Raw genomic sequence first — 16,778 nt, forward strand, 5'->3', positions numbered from 1 at the left:
GATATTTAGAGGCCTCAAAGCCTTCGGCCTGGATAATCTTATCGAGATCCACATCCTGCTGCTCACAGAATTCTTTGGCTTCGGCGACAGCTTCGCGGAGCTGATTCACCAGCTCGGATTTATCCTTGACCGGATTGGTAGCCTCGGGATCATCGGGTTCGTGTCCGGTGGCGTAGGTAGCCAGAGCTTTTTGCAGGTTGCGGAATACGCCTACATAGTCGACAATCAAACCATTGTTCTTGTCACCATGCACGCGGTTGGCCCGCGCGATGGTCTGCATCAAAGTATGGTTCTTCATCGGCTTGTCGAGGTAGAGGGTGGACAGGCTCGGAGCATCAAAGCCGGTAATCCACATGGCGCAGACAAAGACCAGCCGCAACTTGTCGTCGGGATCTTTAAACTTCTCGTCCAGACCGCCTTTTTCGAGGCGCTTACGGTGGGGACGAATATCCAAGCCCTCTTCTTCAAATTCTTTAATCTCGTTTTGGGACTTGGAGATCACCACGGCCATATCGGTTTCCTGCATGTAGTGCAATCGCTCCAGCAGGCGATCTTCCTCCATCCCTGAGACTGATTCCAACTCTTGCTTTACGCGCCGCTTCTCTTTTTCCCATTCCTCCTGCACCAGATCATACATCCGCACCGTGGTAAAGCGGTCGATGCAGATCATCATGCCTTTACCCATGTAGCCGCGGTCCAGGAAGTGTTGGACCAAATCCTCGGCAATAGCTTCGAGGCGGTCCTGCCGGGTAATCAGGTGGTACTCCTGGCGGAACTCCCGCTCCAACTTTTCTTCCTGCTCTTCGTTGAGCATTGCCTCGTCGAGCAGCTCTTCGAGCTCTTCGTTGAGATGCTCGTTGGTCAGCTGCAGCTCGGGGATGCGGTTCTCATAATAGAGCGGAACAGTAGCCCCATCCTCGATGGATTGCTTAAAGTCATAGACGCTCACGTAGTCGCCGAATACCTCACGGGTTTTCTCGTCCTGACCTTTGATCAGGGGCGTGCCGGTAAAGCCTAAGAAGGCCGCGTTGGGCAGCGCCTTGCGCATATTCATGGCCAGCTTGTCGTACTGGGTGCGGTGGGCCTCGTCAGTGATGACGATAATATCATCGTCGGTGCTGAGGACCGGGAATTCTTCATTATCTCGGCTGTGAAACTTGTGGATAAGAGTAAAGACGTAACGGTGGTTCTCCTGAAGCAACTGCTGGAGCTGCTCCTTGCTGTCGGCCCGGATTTCATCTTCGGGCTCGGTCACGGCTCCGACGGACGCAAAGTTCTTGTAAATCTGGTCATCGAGGTCCAGCCGGTCAGTGACGATCACGAACTTCCAATCCCCGGCCAACTCACGCATGACCTTGCGGGTCAGAAAGACCATCGAATAGCTTTTGCCGCTGCCCTGCGTGTGCCAAAAAACGCCCAGCTTGCCCTTATTTTCTTCGATGGATTTGACGGCTTCAATAGCATTATTAACACCCAAATACTGGTGGTTGCGGGCCAGCAGTTTCTTGGGATTGGCTTTGACGTCATCAAACAGAATAAAGTGCTCCATCAGGTCCGACAGCCGCTGTTTCTCACAGATGCCCCGGATGGCGGTCTCCAGCGTCACCATGCCGGGCTCGTCTTCGTCGCTGATCTTCTTCCACTCTCCGTACATCTCCCAAGGTGACGTAATGGTGCCCACTTTGGTATCGGCACCGTTGGAGAGGATGATGACCTGGTTGTACCAGAACAGCTGGGGAATGGTGTCTTTGTAGTCGCTGAGGTTGTACTGATAAGCGTCCTTGACGCTCCGGCCTGTTTTCTTGAGCTCAAACAGGATCACTGGCAGACCGTTGACAAAGGCAACCAGATCGGGACGCTTGTTACCGTAATCGCCGTGTACCCAGAGCTGGGAGACCAGCAGGTGATCGTTATTTTCGGGCTGCTGCCAGTCGATCACCTCCAGGGTCTTGCGGATCATCAAGCCGTTCTCGTCGCGGTACTCCACGTCTACTCCATCACGCATAAGCTCATAAATCTGCTTGTTCGCACGGACCCAATGGGTGGAGGAGCGGTCGCGGGACAATTGCCGAATAGCCTCATCGATTTGCTCTTTGGGCACGTCGGGATTGAATTCCTGCAGTTTGCTCCGAAGTCTCGGCCTCAGCACGACTTCATCCCGGGTTTCCCGGCCCAGCGTGCCGTCATCCTCTTCAGTAGCCAGCACTTCCTCATAGGCATTGATGGTCTCCCATCCCAACTGATCAAAGAGATCAATAGCCGGTTGCTCAACCTGTATGTCTTCCGAATATTTTGATGACATAAATATTGCTGGTTAATAAATTAATTTAAAACTAAATAATAGTATTAATTCTTTCTTTCAATTTTCTTTCGGTATCCTCAAATAAAGTTGCAAACTTATAGGAAGCACTTTCTCCTTTATTAAAAAGAGATTTATTTATAACCGGCAATTGGTAAGCTTTAACCTGAACATCAACATCTTCAGCAAATTCATCCCTTATTAAAAAACGAGCTGGCTCGTCTTGATAATTACTTAGAGTATCAGGGTAAAGAAGAGCAACCTCATTAATCTCGAATCGGATAGCATAAGCCAATACCTGATATAAGTCTGACTGTGATATTCCCTTTTGGGAATTATTACTATTTGAATATACAATCTTGTACTTGGTATCAGCGATTACTCTTTTCTCTCCTCTTTGTAGGATCAGGTCCGGTTTTAGAGCAAAGATTTCATCCTGATCTAATGATTTTGCAGTAGACTGGGGGCGTGCATCTAAGTCATCCACTTTTTTGTTAATAAATCCGTAAATAAAATCTTCAAATAGAGATTCCATCGGAATTAAAAAAGCGAATAACTTAAGATCGTTTTTATAATCAAAAGAGACCGCATGTTCTAAGAACAGCTGGCAGTAATCACGAACCGTTTCAAACTCCGAAAATGCTGGATTAAATTTTATTGCTCGGCAATCTTTAGCCGTGGCTTTCACATCAGACACTTCGTCGAGCTTGAAAAGTATTTCCCTCAAATACTTTTTGCTCTCATCATTCGTCGTCTGATTAAACAATAAAGTAGCTACGTATTTGATGATCTGGTTGAATCGATTGTCCAGTACATAGGGATCAAACACACAGTTCAACTTGTGCCAGCGAGCCCGCGAAAGATTTTTGGATATATATTTATCGATGTCAAGGCGACCGCGAACGAAATTAACCTCACGCCGCACTTCTTCGTATTGTTGGTATAGTGAATGGCTAAGCAACTGCCGGGTATACTTGGCAAACAGGTAGATAAGAACTTCAAAAAAATCATTCTTTGAGCTATCAAGAGATGTTCGGTAGTTGGGGAACTTGATCTTACTGCAATAGCTCAACCACCAAAGCACATGCTGTTGCATTGCACTTATATCCTGCTCTACATATTTCCTGGTATCATCATAAAAAATTTTGGGAAGCAGGTTAATCTTCTTCCCTTCAAAATGAATAACCCCAACGTATTTATTCGACTTGATTTCACCGGTCTTATGCAGAAACTGCAAAAAGCGTTGGGCTTCCTCGGTATCTTCCTCATCATTGCCATAGTAATAGCCCGTCTTTTCGCGTCGCTGCCATATATCATCTAAAAAAGCCTCCAGGCCGTCAAAAGCCCATGGTAACTCTTCCTTATTCTGATATTCAAACAGGTTAGTCATATCATGCTCGGCCTGTTATTTGCAGCGGCCAAACATCTTCTTTTATGTCCAGTCCGGCATGCGACAAGATCCCCCTTACTTCATCCTCATCATTCATAAAGTACTCAAGTAGCAATGGAATAACCTTTTTATTCATTCGCTCTTTCAACGTGATATCTTTGTCCATAAAGTATGAATGGCCAATTTGAAAGTCGTGTCCTTTTAAATCTACAATTCGCTTGTTGATCTTTTTAAGTATATCAGCATCCGGTAGCTCTTCTCCGTCAATAGTGTATTGGGGATACATGGCTTCAAACTCAAAGCGGCGACGAAGGGCAATGTCCAGTAGCGCTACCGACTTGTCTGCGGTATTCATGGTACCGATAAGGTATAAGTTAGAAGGTACTGAAAAGCTTTCTCCCGAAGGTAAAGTAGTAGTAAGCGGGATGGCATCATCAGAGCGTTTTCCGGGATCATATCTTTTATCCGGCTCTATCAGTGTAATCAGCTCTCCGAAAACTCTCGATATATTGGCTCTGTTAATCTCATCAATGATGATTACGTAATTTTTCCGTTTTATTCGTTCTTTTTCAGTATCTGACTTCCCAAGCTCCAATAACCTGTCTAATAAGGGTTGGTAATAAATGGACAAGCCCTGCATCTCCAAAGTGGACTCGGCCTCATACATTTTTTCAAGCGTGTTAAGATTCAGATTATGAGCAGTACCGCCGCTGGCTTTCCGAAACTCTATTCCATTGGGATTCACTCCGGTGATGTAATACGAAACCCTGGTCATTTCTACCTCAATCTCCTCTACCTTTCCTTCTACCAGAGGAGCAATAAATTCCTTAAATACCTCTTTGAAAGGTTGTTTTTTTGCTCGCACTGTCTGTGCATTAATGAGATTCTGTTTTGCTTTGTCAGCAAGTTTCTTAAAGATCCCTTCCTTTCGCTCAAACGTGAGATCCTTTTGATTTTCTATATCAGGCCGAAGTCCCTGAATAAAATCTTCATAGCTGTAGTTTTGATGGAAAGTTATAAATTCAATTGTATCGTGAAGATATTGGTTAAACTTCTCCTTAGCCTCTTCATAACTGCCAACTTTTTTATCTTCTACAATTTCAACAGCTCTTTGAATGGTATGATAGGTTTTGCCAGTCCCAGGCGGGCCATAAAAGATAGTGTTCAGCGGAAAATTCATATTATTTTTATATTCATGTGCTGCTTGAGTTCCCTCTTCATCATTATCGAGCACTTCTTCATCTGGCTCATCATACCATACAGCGGCAATATGTTTTCTATTATCTACCTTTGATACCGTATTCCAATATCCTCCTGAAAAGTTAAGTTCAAAAGAATCAATGTTAGGCTCCCAATCAACTTTCAGTGTTTTTCCATCCTGAGGATTTTTGGTTACCACCCCTCTGGCTTTGATTGCCATTACCGAATCGGTTTTATTTTTTGTGTATACTGATTTAATAGCAATCTTACTGCCAACGGCTATACTGTTAATCTCCTCTATATATTTTTCATCGTACCCATTTTCCCATATACCTTCTTCAATAAAGCGATCAGTTTGATCTGGGTTTTCTTCCTTATTCCAATAAGCCCCAACTAAATAATAGTTGATAAATAATTTGTCCTGCAAAGTATCCTCAAGGGCTGCGCGTATAACCCAGGGATTATGCTTATCTGCATATTGTGACCGATACTGAGACTTGCTTTGTCGCTCATAACCTTCTCGAGCAAGCGCCAACACTCCCTCATAGAAATCATTGGGATCTACTTTATCAGCCACAATCTCAACCCACACTCGTTTTAAACTGCCATCTATAGGGTCCTTGGCTTCGGCTGTGATGGTGGGATACTTGTTTTTGATTTCCTCTAACATCTCTTCCTTGATATAAAAACCAAGGATCGTATTATTTTTGCCCCTTTTTACATTGGCTATGTATCTACTGCCAAGTGTGACTTGTATATAGTTATTTAGAGCCGAAGCGTAAACATTTTGATGTTCATTCTCGATCTGAAGCTCGTTGAGCACATCACCAGCTACCGAAAAAAACTTGCGGACAGCTGATTCATCACTAATCCTGTTAATTACCTTTAACAACGACTCCCACTGATCATCAAACTCCCTATCTGATGATTCTTCACTCCACTGCCAAGCCTCATACGATAGCTCATAAAAAGGTTTATCGGTCTGGTCACTAATAGCCTTCAAGATTGACTGATACTCCTCAAAGGATTCGAAATCTGGATCAATATTAAACTTTTCCCTCAGAAAAGGCTTCGCCGGACCATTAATCGGGAAATAGGTTTCCGGGTCAACAAAGAACATGCCCTGGGTTAGTTTTATCTCTGCAACACTATCTATGTCTAATGCATCTGCAAAACCCTCTTCTGTAACTTCATTCTTCCTTACGCTGTGAAAAAATGACCATAAACGTTCTATTTCATTGTTAGTACGCGTAGCTTTATATGGGAAACACCAAACGTTTTGACCCTGAATAGAGGGGAGTCCCAGAGCATCTTGTGGAACATGAATACCCAATTCCTGCGCAAGCCGTTTAAGATATGTTAATCGATTAGCAGAGTATTTATAAATGAAGTTGAAGAAGGTAAACGGATCTATTTCTTGAAGATCAAATTTTTCACCATCAGCATTTTGATCCGTAAAACTCTTAGTAATACCAGCACTTTTTAAAAGCTCAATTATCTCCTTTTGCTTGCCTTCCTTATCAGCAAGATATGCTACAATTTCCTTGTGGGTTTGTACCCAGGTAAATTGACTTTCTGTATCAAGCATATTTCCTATAACTAATCTTAATTAATCCCTTTCCTTTGCGATTACGACATATTTAAGAATAATCCGATTTTCATCTCAAATAACTCTTTGAAATAATGTTTTCTCTTATGGATTTAAACCGCACAGAAGTTTAATTCATAAATAAATCTCCGGTATCACCACGTCGTCTTACGTCTTTGACCTCAATTATTTTATAACCTTTCTCCACAAAGACATCAGCTGCTTTATCCTTTTCTTTTGTAATCTCAAGATCAACTAATAATGCATCTCCATTCCCAAATCTTAAACCAGAACTTACCTTTTCGAGAAAGTCTTCATCTACGATTTTTACTCTTTTTATTTTTCTTTCTCTATAAATAAAAGTAAATGGCGTCCTCTTTGTTGGATCAGTGTCAAATTTTTTGACGTACAAGACTTGATCTTTTTCTAATTCAGTTTTTTCATTCTTTTCTTTTAGATATCCATTCGATTTTGATAGTTGCTTGAAACTATCTCTATCTAATTGAATCAAAGGTTTGTCTTTTTGATCTATTTTTGTGACTTCAATACCATCTATTTCTTCGTCTGAATCTAAGGCTTCACCTGATTTCCGCAAAGCTTCATCTACGACAGAATTCTCTTGATAGATTTGGAAGGCTTCTGGCGCTACATATATCGTGTTATTATTTCCTTTTATCTCAAGCTTATTCTCAGCCTTATTTACATTTTCTGCTTTTTCAGCACCTAAAAGGTCTTTTATTTTTAAATAGTCCTGAAGCAACTCGAAGAATAATTCAAGATTATTGATCTCCGGTTTAAAGGCTATACTTCCAACTGCTACCAACTCAATAACCTGTTCAATGCCAAAGGACTTTTTGTGAAAGGCGTTTACAGTGATTTTTATTTCATTATTGGGAAGAACCTTTCGACTTATCTCATTTAAAACACCTAAATAATGGAATTGTGTAACAAGCAAGGTATTTAGGTCAATTGTAGATTGGTCTCCAGTGTATCGAAATAAATATTTCTCTTGCATAATTTAATAATTTAACCCCGTAGTTATTTGTTTGCTTATTTCCTCCACATCTATCTTCCCCGAAATGAACTTCGGTAATAGTAAATCTCTTGTCGCTTTCAGCTTCTTATCTTGCTGACTTAGCAGGCCAATTTCTTTAACCATTGGCTCTGTTGTATCTTTAAATTCATTCAAGAGGTTTTTTGGTGGGAAGGTTATTTCAATTCTTTACCCGTACCTATTTCACTCTTTATCTCCCCAAAGTTTCAACCATACTTTTAAAACTTACGAGAAAGGGGATACGGAATAAGCCGCATCCCTTTTCGAACTCTTACTCCATCCTCTCCCTACATTTCTTTGGCTTCGTCTACAGAAGCTTTCTTGTAGGGCGTCAACAACTTCTTCAAGTTATTGGCAGCTTTCCTGGCTCTGCGACCAGCAGCTTTATTAGCCTTTTGATCGAAGTCTGCGTGGTTTTCTTCTAACTTTTCCCACTCTTCTTTCATTTTATTGAAGAGACTAACTGTGCTTTCATCCATAGTTATGTGTTGTTTATTTGTTTTTTAGTGAGGTCACATTAATCGTGGTTCTGTTTGAACCAATAATATATTTATTAAAAGGACTCAGGAATTTCCCTTTTCCGTGTAAGGTTAGTCAACATTATTCTGATTCCCAAGCTGATACAATTCCTCCACATCTATCTTCCCCGAAATAAGCTTCGGTAAAAGTAAATCTCTTGTTTCTTTTAATCTGTTGATTTGTTTACCTAAAATGTACATCTGCTTAAACAATGGACTGACTTTCTCTTGGAACTTCTCCTGTAACTCCATTGGCGGAATGAACATCTGTTTGTTTTCTGCAAAGAAGGTGAACTTAAAATTAGTAATACCAGTTGATTGCACCTGATATTTCATAATTCTCCTGTCGTCATAAATTTCTCGAATGTGTAGATAAAGTATTTCAGGTTTTAAAATACTTTTATCAGATCGTAATAACTTACAGAAGCTGGCATGTACAACATCATCGCAATCCAATTCAGATAAGAATGTATCGGTAATTAACATTGCCCTTCCAACAGGTTGATCTTTGCTACCTCCTGAAACTTCAAAAACTATATCCCCATGCTGTAGCTTTCGTGAATTAATGTAAGATTGTTTGTGGAATCTTAACGGTATATCATCAACGTTACCTGATCGTCCTCCAGGGATATCAGTACCACGTATTACATAGGCAGGATTATTCTCTTCTCCCTCAGGTTCTTCTTGTCCCCACGTTCCACCAATATAGTGTTCTAAAATTTCATCCATGATCTTTAAATCCCATCCCTCGGGCACAGCATCAAATTCATCCGTACCCGAATCCACAAACTCATCATCTTGGTAGCCGGGATAGCGGAAGTGCACAAACCATTCGCGGTAGATCCGTCGAGCCATCTCCTCCAGAATCTCGATGCGTCGAGTATTTGTTTCTATCAGATCGTCAAAGGCAGAAAGAATTGAGGCAACTTTTTTCTGATATGCTAAACTTGGAATTTCTACAGTTAAGTTTTTAAGAGTAGTAGAAGGGCTTGAAATTGCAGGAACGCCTGACCCTGACTCGTGTTTTAATAAATCGTCCTTCCCTTTTGAACAGAAGTAATAGTAAAAAAACATTGGATCCACTTTTTCTGGATCACATGTCAATTTCATTTGGCTTTGAGAAACCACATATCTCTCAAATTTGGCTGGTAATATACCTACTTGACCAAGTGTCCCTCGATGGGTAAAAACTAAGTCATCAGGAAATGCATTGCTTGAGCTTAGATCATCTGCTTTTTCTTCAGTTAGATATGAGAACTCCTCATCATTAAATCTACCATCTGAAAGATTTTGTCCCTTTATAACAGGAACACCCTCAGAAACAAAATTATCCTTAGTGATTCTTGAACCAAAGGGGCCCATCGCTACATTTAAGGTTATATCTTTAACCTGGTATTCTTTGAATTTTGGACTATTACTCTTGACCATTGGCAACATCCCCCAGAATTGTTTCTATATTTTGATCAATTATTTTTTCCAATTCCCTTGCTTGTTCATTTAAATCCCTTAGTTCTTTAGATAAACTTTTCATTTGTTCATTAAAATCATCCAGATCTAATTCATCTTTTTGAACTCCTACATACCGGCCAGGATTGAGACTCCATCCTTGTTCCTCAATATCTTCAACCGTAGCTACCTTGCAGAGGCCGGGAATATCCTGGTACTCTCCATCATCAAATAGCTTGTCCATATTATTCGGCTGAGTAACAGACGAACCGTTGGCTTCGTAATCGGTATCCGGTTCGGCGGCCACCTCAAAGTGCACTTTCTCTTCGTTGCGGTAGCGGCGTACGATACTGGAAATAAATTCAATCTGGTCGGGTGTAAAGTCGCGGTGAGCTCGGTCGATCTGTCGGTAAATATTTCGGGCGTCAATAAAGAGCACTTCGTTTTCACGGTCGGTGCCTTTCTTTCCCTTGTCAAAGAACCAGAGCGTACAGGGCAGAGTCACCGTATAAAAGAAGTTGGAGCCGATAGAGATAATCACATCTACTACACCTTCTCTGATCATCTCCTTGCGAATCTCTTTCTCACTATGGCGGGCATCGCCAGCGGAGTTAGCCATCACAAAACCGGCACGTCCGCGTTCGTTCAGGGCGCTGTAAAACTCCTGCATCCACAGGTAGTTGGCATTGTCGGTGCTGGGAATGCCAAACGGATATCGTTCGTCCCCTTCAATAACTTCCTTGTCCACCCCGCTTACGTTAAAGGGCGGATTGGCCATCACGTAGTCAAAGCGTCCCACGCAGTCATGCAGATTCTCGTAGTAGGTATTGCCTGCTTTAATATCGCCCTCCAGTCCATGCACTGCCAAGTTCATCTTGCAGAGGCGCACGGTGTTTTCCTTGTTCTCCTGTCCGTATATAGAGAGATTCTTCTCAGCCTGGTCCCGGTGCCGCTGGCGAAATTTCTCACTCTGCACAAACATACCACCCGAACCACAGGCCGGGTCTAAAATCTTGCCACCATAGGGCTCCAGCACTTCTACAATCAGCTTTACAATGGAGGTAGGCGTGAAAAATTCTCCACCTTTTTGTCCCTCATTCATGGCAAACTGCCCGAGGAAATACTCATAGATCTGTCCGAATACGTCACCTTCCACATCCGTACCAACGTTTGAGAAGTTCTTCAGCAGATCTTTCAACACAGGATCGTCAAAGCGCTTGTACTCTTTGGGCAGCACGTCGGCCAACTCGGGGTTCTCCCGTTCGATGGCTTCCATCGCCTCGTTCACCTTCTGCCCGATGTCTTCACCTTCGGGAAGCGCCAGCAGGTAATCGTACCGCGCTTCTTCAGGCAGGTAGAGCACGCCTTCGGCCTTATAGTGATCGGGGCCGATAGTCACCCGGCTGCTGCTTTCCTTTTCCATCTTTTCGTGCAGTGGCTTGAACCGGTGCCAGGCGTAACGCAAAAAAATGAGTCCCAATACAGGCGTGGAGTATTCAAATGAGCTGAGCGTTGAATTGGCACGTAAATTATCGGCGGCCTGCCAGAGCCGTTTTTCGAGTTCTTTGAGATTGGTGGACATGGGGTATGTGTTCGTCTCTTGGTTGGGTTACGTTTTACAATTACACTTTTAAGAAGATTACTATATACAAAGTTTTGGTAGGATAAGACAACACTTGAAATTACGAATGCTACTTTAGTCAGTATTTCGAGAAGTGCCTTTTACCACACAAGGTGTCCAATCCCTTGATGAGCTTCTGAAAAGGCTGGCTGAATTCAATTTCTAATTTTTTACTTACATCATCAGGATCTGGATAGGCCATATGGCCGTGGGTATCTATCACATTGTTTTTGTATTTCAGCTTTAAAGACCAAGAAGTGCCATCACAAACAGCAGCGGAATATTCTGATGCCCAATCCCATACTTCGATGCTCTCCATCTCTTCCCAGAAATGATCCCATTTTTCCTTATCCGGACGGATTAAATTGTCATCGCCAAAGTACCCATGGGAGTACCCAGCCTCCAAGGCCAGGCCATCACCTCTCCACTCGATTTTATAGGAGCCTGCCAGATAAGCTCCGATTTCAAATACGAGTATATCCGGATTCACATCATTCTTTGACATTTTTCTTACCCTTGGTTTATATCTATACCATATATGTTGTCATCAACATTTCAACAAATCAACATATATTAAAATAGCTTTGTATGACAATTACGGTCGTAGTACTTGCTAATTACCAAAACAAGCCGTTAAACAAGTTAACGGACCCTTGCCACCCATTTTAGTCCATTTGTCATACAATCGCTGAACGAAATAATCTAACTAAGTGAATAAATTTAAGTAGGAATTTGCCAAAGTTTATAACAAAATCACTCTTTATTTTTTTAATGTATAACAGTTTAGATGTATGGAATAGGCCCTGAAAACCATAATAACAAACCAACATCTCAACATTTGTTGATATGCAGTCACCTATTCTTCCCTTGCAATACAAAACAACATTTCAACAAATCATCAAAGTAACATTACTACTATAATATGCTTTGTTTCCTTTTCTATTAGTCAGTTTTAAGTGGGCAAAGGGGTTTCCAGATAAATGAAATAGCAATCCCTATTTAGCTTACTAATACTCTTATTTTATCCGTTTAAACGATTCTGACAAGGAATAAACTTTAAGGCTATATCACTTAAATTATTTAACCAGTAATTTCAAGTTTTCTACTTTCTGGGGGTATAGGGTTTAAAATGTTGCAATATAGAAAAATCGTCCATTTTCTCCCTCAGAATGCCTCAGATGCCGATTATTGCTGCAACATGCTCTGTTGCAGCAATATTTTTCTGTTTTTGGCAAACCATTGATAATACTGAATTTATCGTGATTTTTTACTGCAACATTATTGCAACATTGAATGTTGCTTATGTTGCAAAAGGGGGAAGAAATGTTGCAGTGTGTTGCAGGAATGTTGCAGTATATGTTGCAGTAAAATCGTTGTTTATATATTATATAAGGCGTTTTTTGACAATTGCAACATTGCAACATAGAAAAACGGGATTTCTCAGCAAATTACGCATACCTTAATTATTTAGGTTTTAAACCCTATATATTGTTGCTATAGTTACACTTCTTTATAGCTGTTACACTATGGTATTCTTCTGGCTGTTGTAGTATTTAAAGAGGCTTGCAATCAGGAGCCAAATAAGAGGTACCGGAACTGTTGCATGCTACAAGGAAGGAGTGGAATTCTACAATGGTAGGCTATGCCGGAGTTCGTTTTATCCGCTTAAAATGGAAATTTGAAGTCGTCTTTCTCCGGGGAAGAAGAATTTTTTCGATATTTGGCTTATCAGCTTGATAGGTCAGAAAATATTCTTTTAAGGAGAATCATTTATAAGTTGCCTTAACTCGTTTTGATACTTTGAAATAGGAAAACCAAATTCCAAAGAGAAATACTTCTCGGAATACAGCAACTATTACCTCATCAGTCATAATACTATACGCCTCTTGGGGAAGATCAGAAAGTATCATAAGAGCCAGTAATTCTGTCCCGATAAAAAGAAATAATCTAATCAACAGATAACGTTCTGCTAAGGTTTTTCCCTTTTTGTTTCCACTCCATATCATAGCTCCTGTTATAAATCCATAAATGGTGATAATAGAAATTCCAATATTTTCTACCCAAATAGCAGTTTCAAACTTTGGAAAAGCATCAAATGCTTGTTTGGCCCCTTCCCAACCAGATATCATATTGCCAATTGATAACAATGGTCCAAGAATTGTTAAACCCACACAAAAAAAGGTGAGCCATCCTCCTACTCCTTGGAGACTTTTGGGACTATTATTTTTTTTAGTCTGTTTTACTTCATCAGCTTTTCCTTTTGGATGGCTTATTGAATTTTTATCAGACTCTGTGCTTGTTGAAGAGGATTTGTTTTGGCCCGGAATGGTTGAAGTGTTTCCTGAAGAATAGTTAGAGGTATTATCATTTTCAGGAATCGGTGGTGGGGTATCAAATAGCATTGAAATATCAGAGGCCAATTCCCAATCATCAAAACCCGATCGCCAAACTTTATCTTTTCTCTCTAATTTGCCATTCTTTGCTAACTCTTTAAGCTCTGACTCATTTACGGGACCTCTTGGTTCAGTATCATCTTTTTTATGCCAATACCACTCTTCCATCTAAAATTATGTTTTGGTTAATACTTAGTTAAAGTAGCTCGGGCTCCAAGTTCATTTGAACCTTGAGGATAATATTTAAAATTAATTTTCTTATCACTCAAAATAGAGATCTCTACCTTCCCCTTATCCATGCAATTTGTAATTCCTGTAGTAATTTTTTCTCGGAATGTTATTTCCGTGCCATTTACTTCTATTAAATTCCATTTACCCGAGCAATCTAACGATGGATATGAGACTGAAACTTCCTCATTAGAAAATGATACGTCCATTTTCCAAGAGGTATCATTATTTAATTCGTATCCAACTCCAGACCACTTACCTTTTAACAATGTTAGTTCATTATTCGATAAAGATGTATTAGGCCCCTCGTATTTATTAAAAAAATCGAGGCTATTTATCATCATTTGGAAAATCTGGGCTGAATGTCTGAACTTATTTATAACTTTAGTTTTTGCCTTTTGTTTTTCTTGAGAGGACATATACATAAGTTGGATCATATTTTTCCCATCAATCATGGCAAATCCCAAGCCATGCATGTCAAGTTCAATTCCGGTGCGGTTTATTGAGCCAGAAAATTCTCCCCAAATAGCCGGTCGATTTGCTATAAATACTTCGCCTTCTTCAATGGTGTTTAATCCAGAAGAAAAGCCCTCCCAAATATTTTCTCCACTGAGTAAAAGTATATCATCATTGGATAGTTCTCCGGAAATTTCTTCCGGAAAACTTTTTATTATAATTAAAACCATATCGAGGCCATAACCATTATCACTTATAAAGTTCCGTACAACATTGGGTCTTCGCCCATCTTTTGCTTTCCAGCTTGAAGGGTATTCAATTGCTAAATCTACACCTTTAGCCTTCTCCATACCTTTTGAACGAAACTCCTTGGTATAATCATCAGTAAATAATAACCGAGGTGACTCTATGTATTTTGGGTGGAACATCAAGAGTGTTTCAAGCACAGGTGACTCTAAATTTCCCGAGGCTCTATTTTCGACCTTATCCAAAAAGTCTTTTGCATCTTCTCTTGTGACATTTGAGTAATCAAGATACTTTATACTATTATTCCGAATTTCTCCTTTGATATCTTCCCAACTGGGTAACTCATTATCTAAAACACCCTCAATATTATCGTATGCGGATTTATATTCTGAATTAAACTTCGCTTCCGTAATTTTACTCTCTGTTGATAAACTTGGGAATCGATTACTAATCATATTCAATGTATTCTCTTGTCCCATTCTAAAGCTAATGGTATGGACAATGTCTTTAACTAAAGCCTCAGTTATAAAAGGGTGCTGTGGATTAAATGATGAACTGCTTCTGCCAAAGTCAAAGGCAGATGGCCATTGTTCATTTATCTGTATTTGGTCAGATGAGGTGTTCGTAGATGTTTGAAATCCGCCACTCAAGAAGGCATAAAGTGATCCCATTAGCAGTAGGGAAAAAACCACAAAACTTACTTTCGTAATAAACTGAGAAGCTATAATGTCCTCTTTGCTCTGTAATGGACCAACAGAGATTTTATTATCTTGCTCAGTAGTTTTCTTATTAGGTAATGGTGGTGGAGATTCAATATTATCAGGTATTGGCGGAGGTTGTTGTTTTTTATTTGGTAAAGGAGGTGGTGAAGTAGACTCCTCCGCTTTTTTCTCTTGTAACACTTGGTTTAAGGATACCCAATCAGAAAATTGGTTACACCAAACCCTTGATTTCGAATCAATTTTACCGGCTTTGTACAGATCGATAATCTTATCCCATCTAACCGGACCAACAGCCTTCTCATTTTTTAAATAATACCATTTCCTATTCATACTTTAGGCAATTAACAGATCAAAAATTATACTAATTACTGAGTTTCTAAAAAATTACCAACCAAAGAAAGGAATAGCGCAGAAACCCACAAAATTAAAAAGAAAGTGTTAAAATTTTTGCTGTTAATTTTCTTTTTAAAAAGTCTCATCAATCCAGAAATAATCAATACAATAAGTCCTGGAAAAATAATTAAACCCATTGCTTGCCCTAATATATATGGAAAAGTACCACCGCCAATAATAAAACTAATAATTATACTGCCAAGGATTATCATTGGCCAGAAATACTTGTTTTCTAATGCATCAAATGTGGAAGTTTCCTGTTTATTTTCATTTGATCCCTCAGACAGTTGCTCATCAATAGATTCTGAAACTGAATCTAAAGCTGATTGAAGGGGTTCTACTTTTTTAGATTTTTCCCAATCTTTCATCCCTTGTGTCCAGACTAAATCTTCTTCCTTGACAACCTTTTGTTTAATAAGGTTTAGCAATTCCTCTTTCTCAACAGGGCCAATTTTTTCATTTTCTTTAACATAATACCATTCTTCCATTTTCAACATCCCGATGTTTTAAGAGTTAAATAGTCGTGTAAATATACTATTAGGGTGATGATAGTAGTTTTGTAGCTTAATGAATTAAAACCGCTGAGGCAAGAACTGGGAGAAGTGTAAAATGCGGTTGTAATTAAGGAATAAAAACATTCAAAAGGTGAAGGATATGTTTGGAATAGACCCTGATGACCATAACAACAAACCAACATCTCAATGAATCATCAATTTAACATTGCCATCATAACCTTTTTCATTTCCATTTCAGCAATCAATTAATGGAAACCACCATATTTCCAACTAAGGGAATAATAAAATATCGGTCCATACTTAGCATGTTACTCAATCAGCAATTCCCCATTTAAACGATCCTGATAAGGAATTAAATAATAGCCCACTTCACCTAAATTATTTAACCACAAACTTCCTATTTTCCATTTCTGGCCGGTATGGGGTTTGAAATGTTCCTATCTCAAAAAACCACCAATAATTGGGCTTATAATGCCACAGACCCCGAAATAGGCAGGAACATGGCATGTTCCTGTAAAAATTCAGCAATTCCTATAAATAACTGTTATTTAAAAGTTTATAAGAATATTGGACAGGAACATATTAGGAACATTGAATGTTGCTCATGTTCCTATAAGGAGAAGAAATGTTCCTGTATGTTGCCAAGATGTTCCTGTAAATGTTCCTATAAAAACGTTGTTTATATATTATATAAGGCGATTTTAAGCAA

11 protein-coding genes are annotated in these 16,778 nt (G+C 40.0%); all 11 read right to left on the reverse strand.

Features of this window, described 5'->3' with window-relative positions; all coding sequences use genetic code 11:
- The coding region (locus ACQ76V_RS13980; RefSeq protein ID WP_441001127.1) for a type I restriction endonuclease subunit R at window positions 1–2,302 on the reverse strand (2,302 nt) is incomplete at its 3' end.
- 31 nt (window positions 2,303–2,333) lie between these two features.
- On the reverse strand, window positions 2,334–3,689 hold the full coding sequence (locus ACQ76V_RS13985) for an McrC family protein (RefSeq protein WP_441001128.1): 1,356 nt from the start codon (window positions 3,687–3,689) through the stop codon (window positions 2,334–2,336).
- Window position 3,690: 1 nt separating this feature from the next.
- A complete protein-coding gene (locus tag ACQ76V_RS13990; RefSeq protein WP_441001129.1) occupies window positions 3,691–6,477 on the reverse strand; it encodes an McrB family protein in 2,787 nt (928 codons plus the stop codon).
- A gap of 130 nt (window positions 6,478–6,607) precedes the next feature.
- Window positions 6,608–7,492 (reverse strand): hypothetical protein, encoded by an 885-nt coding sequence (locus ACQ76V_RS13995; RefSeq protein WP_441001130.1) that lies wholly within the window; start codon window positions 7,490–7,492, stop codon window positions 6,608–6,610.
- A gap of 326 nt (window positions 7,493–7,818) precedes the next feature.
- On the reverse strand, window positions 7,819–8,010 hold the full coding sequence (locus ACQ76V_RS14000; protein ID WP_441001131.1) for a histone H1: 192 nt from the start codon (window positions 8,008–8,010) through the stop codon (window positions 7,819–7,821).
- A 111-nt stretch (window positions 8,011–8,121) separates the two neighbouring features.
- Window positions 8,122–9,486, reverse strand: a complete 1,365-nt coding sequence (locus ACQ76V_RS14005) for a restriction endonuclease subunit S (RefSeq protein ID WP_441001132.1) — start codon at window positions 9,484–9,486, stop codon at window positions 8,122–8,124.
- On the reverse strand, window positions 9,464–11,077 hold the full coding sequence (locus ACQ76V_RS14010; RefSeq protein ID WP_441001133.1) for a type I restriction-modification system subunit M: 1,614 nt from the start codon (window positions 11,075–11,077) through the stop codon (window positions 9,464–9,466). The genes ACQ76V_RS14005 and ACQ76V_RS14010 overlap by 23 nt, the downstream gene beginning before the upstream one ends.
- Window positions 11,078–11,195: 118 nt before the next feature.
- Window positions 11,196–11,621, reverse strand: coding sequence for a hypothetical protein (locus ACQ76V_RS14015; protein WP_441001134.1), 426 nt, complete (start codon window positions 11,619–11,621; stop codon window positions 11,196–11,198).
- A 1,261-nt stretch (window positions 11,622–12,882) separates the two neighbouring features.
- Window positions 12,883–13,677 (reverse strand): GYF domain-containing protein, encoded by a 795-nt coding sequence (locus ACQ76V_RS14020; protein ID WP_441001135.1) that lies wholly within the window; start codon window positions 13,675–13,677, stop codon window positions 12,883–12,885.
- A gap of 17 nt (window positions 13,678–13,694) precedes the next feature.
- Entirely contained in the window at window positions 13,695–15,491 is a 1,797-nt protein-coding gene (locus ACQ76V_RS14025) for a DUF4339 domain-containing protein (protein WP_441001136.1), read from the reverse strand.
- A 35-nt stretch (window positions 15,492–15,526) separates the two neighbouring features.
- Window positions 15,527–16,042 carry a DUF4339 domain-containing protein gene (locus ACQ76V_RS14030; protein ID WP_441001137.1) on the reverse strand — a complete coding sequence of 172 codons (516 nt, stop codon included), beginning with the start codon at window positions 16,040–16,042 and terminating at the stop codon, window positions 15,527–15,529.
- Window positions 16,043–16,778 lie beyond the last annotated feature (736 nt).

Origin of the sequence: Fodinibius sp. SL11 (genome assembly GCF_052060035.1) — a bacterium.
In the GTDB taxonomy this organism is placed as follows: domain Bacteria; phylum Bacteroidota; class Rhodothermia; order Balneolales; family Balneolaceae; genus Fodinibius.